Source organism: Brachybacterium sp. AOP42-C2-15 (genome assembly GCF_052377065.1).
Classification (GTDB): Bacteria; Actinomycetota; Actinomycetes; order Actinomycetales; family Dermabacteraceae; genus Brachybacterium.
In genome coordinates this window covers 1-4,922 of the sequence record NZ_JBQSWK010000078.1, presented here as the reverse complement: position 1 = coordinate 4,922, position 4,922 = coordinate 1, and the positions used below count along the sequence as shown (strand labels likewise).

The following is a 4,922-nucleotide window of genomic DNA, read 5'->3' as shown; positions in this document are numbered from 1 at the left end:
CACAGCGACCTCGGGGGCGAAGTCGCCGCGCTGCGCGCCGACCTCGGCCGCGTTGGCAGCAACCTGAACCAGATCGCGCGAGCGCTCAACGTCGCCGAGCGCGGTGGCCCCGACGGGCCGACCGCCCGTGAAGCGCTCGATGCGATCGAGGCTGTGCGCGCTCAGCTCGCAGAGGTGCGCACCTGGACGAGGGAGCACCCGTGATCGCCAAGATCACCCGCGGGACTCGCGTCGGCGACATCGCCGCGTACCTGCACGGGCCGGGCAAGGCTGATGAGCACCAGTACGTCAAGGACGGACAGCGCCACTCCGGGGGCGTGGTGATCGCCTCGACCATCGGCGCGGAGGGCGCCATCGACCCCGCCGAGTGGGCCGCAGACCTGCGCCACACCCAGCAGACTCGGCCGGACATCACCAAGCCCATCTGGCAGACCTCCCTACGCGCCGCGCCGGGCGACCGGAAGATGGACGATCGCGAATGGGCCGACGCCGCCTCGCGCTTCATGGACGAGATGGACGTGGGTGATCGGCCCTGGGTCGCGGTCCGCCACGGTGACGATCACATCCATATCGTGCTGTCTCGCGTCAGCGACGACGGCGAGGTCTGGCACGGGCGCAACGATCGCCGGGCCGCGCAGCGCGCATGCACCGTTCTCGAGGAGGCTCACGGGCTCAGCCAGGCTCCCCGCCGGAAGGTACAGCCGAAGCGAGCTGTGACCACGCAGCGCGAGACCTGGCGCGAAGCAGCGAAGGTCTCCCCTCGGCAGCGGTCGCTACGCCGCAAAGCCCACCAGTTCACGCAGGCCCAATGGGATGCGCTCGACCCCGCCGTGCAGGGCGTCATTCACACGAACTCACCACAGCGCGTTCCTGGTGCTCACGTGCCCGAGCCCAAGGGGGCGAGAGGGGCTGGACCGGGGCGGGCACCAGCTGCGCAGCAGAGCCAGTACAGGCAGCGGGTCCGCCGGACAGCTGAGCGGCCGCAGGATCGTGGCTACGAGCGGTGAAGCTGCCGAGGGGCTACGCCCCTTGCCTCCGACGTCGATTGGCGCGACCTAACCTCAGCAGCTCCTTGAATCAGAAGAATGAGACCAAGAGTGAGGGCAACTAGTCCAGCGACGACTGCGGCGACTCCAAGGATGTCGGTGGATGAACCAGGTGCGCCCCCGTCTAATGCGTCGAAACGGGCAGACGCCCAGACCAGGGATCCGACCAGAATCCCAGCCCCACCAATGGTGACAACTAGCGCGACGATGACTTTTCTCGAGAGCATAGAGACGCCCCTTCCCCATGGGCGGTCGTGGTGACATCGATGTCGCGCCGCCGCTACGGCGAGCATAGGCCGGGCCGCAGGACCACGCAATGCTGGTGAAACGCACCGGAGGGCAGAGTGGCTAGCGATGTGGCTGCCGCGGGGCTCCGCCCCTTGCCTTCGAGGCTGGTGGGGTGCGTTCCAGCGCAGTAGATCAGCAGATCAGCAAGTCAGCACCTCAGTACGTTGGCCGGGCTCCGCCCCTTCATGTTCATGCCCTTACGGATCGACGACGAGGATGATCAGGGCGAGGCCGACTGACTGCTAGCACCGGTCCATCACGCGGCCGTGCGACTAGTTACCGGCCCGTAATGCGTCGCCACCAACCACGCCGGGGTGGTTCAGGTGGTTCATCCTGACCTAGGTCAGTGGACCGGCTGGGTGGTTCATCTGAGCCATGCCTGACCTGCGGTGACCGGTCGTGACCTAGGTCAGGGTGGGTCATTTGGGCGGGCTGACCTAGGTCACTGACCCAGGGGGTTGGACCAGGTGAACCAGCGGTGGACCGGGGTGGTTCGAGCAGGCGCATGGCCTGCTGTAGGTCTGCTATCCGGTCCTGGCGCTCCTGGGCGAGCTGCTCGGCGCTGGCGCGGCGCAGCCGCTCCTGCGCGAGCTCGTGCTCGAGCTCGGTGACCCGATCCGGAGGCGTAGCGGCAGGGGCCGGCTCTTCTGGCTCCTCGTCCCAGTCCACCGCGCCGGGCTGGTAGCCGGCCCCGATCAGATCGTTCACCGGGATGCGCCATTGGCCCTGGCTGGTCTTGTAGGCGTTGGGGAAGTCGCCTGCGGCCAGACGGCGCTTCAGCGTCGAGCGGGACACACCGCACCGCTCCTCGGCCTCGCGCAGCGTCCACGTCGGGCGGGCCATGCCCTCAGACCTCGTCGAGGGGCAGCGGCGGGGCGATCTCCGCCTGGCGCTCGGCCTCGCGCTCCTTGCGCGCCTTGTACACGCGGTAGCGGGTGGCGCGCTCCTTGATCCCGAAGTGCTCGGCGGTCTCGCGCCAGGTGTGCCCCTGGTCGTCGCGGTAGGCCCGGGTCGCCTCGCGCAGCTCCGCCAGGCGCGCGCGGCGGCGCGCCTCCTTCTCGGTGACCCGGTTCCTCATGCGGCGACCGTAGCAACGCGCCGGTGACCCGTTCGGGCGACACGCACGAAAGCGCGGTGCCTAGGCAAACATCTCGCGTAGGGTCAGAGCACCACCAAAAATTGAGCGCCCCACCGGTTGCAGCCGGTAGAGCGCTCGCTTCACCCCGAAGAGCCATTCGGGGAGAAAGCCTAGGGATGAGTCTAACGGACAGCCTGGCCCCGGTCCTAGCGATCGAGAGCCACCCCCGCACCACGGTCACGGACCCGCACGCCCGGCCCGAGTCGCCCGGCATCCGCTCCTCAGGATGGACCGACGAGGACGCACACCACCTCCTCGCCCACCTCGACCGGGACACCTTCCAGGCCTCACCCACGCGCGACTTCTCCCACGCCTGGCGCAAAGACCCCACGACCGGAGAGACCACACCGAAGCTCTACCCCGTCGGGTCACGGCACCTGCAGCGCGCTCAGTACGCCGTGCTCACTCACCCTCAGCGCGCCGCCGTGCTCGTCATCGACCTCGACCACCCCACCGGGGTGCAGGGAGGACAGGTCACCGCGATCCAGCCCAAGGTGCATACCCAGCTCGACCGGCTCGCGGTCGCGGGCTTCGGCCCCTCCTGGGTGGGCGTGAACCCGCTGAGCGGGAAGGCGCAGGCGCTGTGGCTGATCGATCCCGTCTACGCGGCCGAGGGCCGGCGCAGCTCAAACATGGCGCTGCTGGCGGTGGCCACCGATGAGCTGAACGTGGCGCTTGGCGGTGACCGCTCGTTCTCCCACCGCTTCTCCCGTTGGCCGCTGCACAGGTCTGGCGACCCCACCGCCTACCGTTGGCACTGCCAGCACCATCAGGTCGTGCGGCTGCGCGACCTCATCGAACACCTGCGAGAGATGACCAATCGGCCCCAGCACCAGCCACGACCTCAGTACGAGAGCGGCCGCGCCCGTATCGAGGCAGCCCGTCGCGCCACGGCCGAGGCGAAGGCTCGTGCAGCTGGCGAGGATGCTTCCCAGGTCTCTCCGGCAGCCGCAGGAGTCATCGACGGAGTGCGGGTGCTCTGGCAGTCCGACGGCCGCGCGGCCCGCGACGAGACCGCGTTCCGCCACGCACTGGTCACCGGCCACAGGCTCCGCGCGAAGGGCGAGCGGCTCACGGATGCCGCTCTGATCGACGCCTACGAGCAGGCCTACGCGATCGCTCAGGCGGTCGGCGCCGACTACCGCGAGCCCGACATACCCCCGATGCGCGATCGCCTCACGATGGCCCGCCGCATCCGCAGCTACGTCACCCGAGGCGGGACCAGCACCACCAGCACCGGCTCGCGCACCGACAGCGCCGGACGCAAGGCCCTGGCGACCATGGGCGCACGCGGAGGCAAGACCGCCGCGAAGCGCTGGACCGACCCCGAGAGCGAGTACGCACGCCAGCAGCGCGCGGCACTGGCCGCAGCCAACAAGCGCAAGAGCGTGAGCAGCCGCCGACGTGGCTATGAGATCGCGGACTGGTACCTCGACCGTCATCAGCGGACCGGAGAGTGGCCCACCCTCGCTGACGGCATGACAGCGCACAGCGTGAGCCGAGAGACCATCAAGCGAGCGCTCAAAGCCGCGGACATCGAGCTTCCCCGTGGCCGCAGACAGGCACCCCCGGAAAAGGGCTCACACCGTAGGCAGTAAACGGTTCCCCCCCTGGCCCCTCCACACTCTTGCGGGCGGGTGCGATCGGTCTTCACATCTCTCCTAGCGGTTCTGGACCACCCCCACGGGAGCACGCTGGCACGTGCAGCTTCCCGAGAAGTCCGTAGGCCCTACGTACCCCACCGGGATGCTTCCCACCGCTCACCGAGCGAGCGCAGCTCGGCCCCTGCGCCCGTGCCCCGCGCGGCCGCGCGTCACGCCTCCGCGACAGACCCCAGCGTCGGTGCGGGTTGGTCGTGCGACCCCTGGACGGGGTCGCCTCTCGACGCTTCGCGTCGATGCCGGGGCCCGACCCGGCCGCGCGTCGTCCCTCCTTTGCGGCCGCGCCCGTGCCGGTCCCCGGCCCCTGCCTCACAGCGCGCTGCATCCTCCTACGTCGGTGCGCTGAGAGACGATGCAAGGTATGATTGTGCGTGACACTATGGGGCGTACCGTTCGTTCCTCACTGCCCCATAGCGTCCCGCACAATCCACCTTGCTCCTACGCGGAGGGCGTGGGCGACCTGGCGGTCGCAGTCCTTGCAGGGCTCGGACGAAAGGGGTCGCCGTGCCGATCGAGGATCGCCCCGACCACGCCGCCGAGGCGGCGTTCAACCCCTATCTGGCGCTGTCTGCGACAGCGGCAGAGGAGCAGCCGGCTGCTCCGCCCACGCGGCCGCGCGCGGGTCGCCCGACCGCCGGCCCCGCGAAGCGCGAGCATCGCGTGGGCCTATCGCTAAGCGACGTCGAGCACGCCGCATGGAGCGCCGCCGCGAAGGACGCCGGGGTCGGCTCTCTGGCCCGCTGGGCACGCGAGCGCGTGACGAGCTCGCTGATTTTGGCGCACCTCGGG

Annotated in this window: 5 protein-coding genes; 4 read left to right on the top strand and 1 reads right to left on the bottom strand. The window is 69.6% G+C overall.

The window, feature by feature from the left end; genetic code table 11:
• Both mobC and ACT3SQ_RS18870 read left to right on the top strand, forming a co-directional pair.
• Positions 1-204: plasmid mobilization relaxosome protein MobC (mobC, locus tag ACT3SQ_RS18875; RefSeq protein ID WP_444601592.1), on the top strand; the 204-nt coding region annotated here is incomplete at its 5' end.
• On the top strand, positions 201-1,007 hold the full coding sequence (locus tag ACT3SQ_RS18870) for a relaxase/mobilization nuclease domain-containing protein (RefSeq protein WP_444601591.1): 807 nt from the start codon (positions 201-203) through the stop codon (positions 1,005-1,007). The genes mobC and ACT3SQ_RS18870, both read left to right, overlap by 4 nt.
• A 1,174-nt stretch (positions 1,008-2,181) precedes the next feature.
• Here ACT3SQ_RS18870 and ACT3SQ_RS18865 read toward each other — a convergent pair.
• Positions 2,182-2,412, bottom strand: coding sequence for a hypothetical protein (locus tag ACT3SQ_RS18865; RefSeq protein ID WP_114359905.1), 231 nt, complete (start codon positions 2,410-2,412; stop codon positions 2,182-2,184).
• 176 nt (positions 2,413-2,588) lie between these two features.
• Between ACT3SQ_RS18865 and ACT3SQ_RS18860 the strand changes: the two genes are divergently transcribed.
• Both ACT3SQ_RS18860 and ACT3SQ_RS18855 read left to right on the top strand, forming a co-directional pair.
• On the top strand, positions 2,589-4,070 hold the full coding sequence (locus ACT3SQ_RS18860; protein WP_444601590.1) for a replication initiation protein: 1,482 nt from the start codon (positions 2,589-2,591) through the stop codon (positions 4,068-4,070).
• 567 nt (positions 4,071-4,637) lie between these two features.
• A partial coding sequence (locus ACT3SQ_RS18855; protein WP_444601589.1) for a hypothetical protein occupies positions 4,638-4,922 on the top strand: 285 nt, incomplete at its 3' end.

What these genes read in the sequence shown, in the direction of transcription:
- ACT3SQ_RS18865 (WP_114359905.1), bottom strand. Translation starts at nt 2,412, where the DNA reads ATGAGGAACCGGGTCACCGAGAAGGAGGCGCGCCGCCGCGCGCGCCTG.
- ACT3SQ_RS18860 (WP_444601590.1), top strand. Translation starts at nt 2,589, where the DNA reads ATGAGTCTAACGGACAGCCTGGCCCCGGTCCTAGCGATCGAGAGCCAC.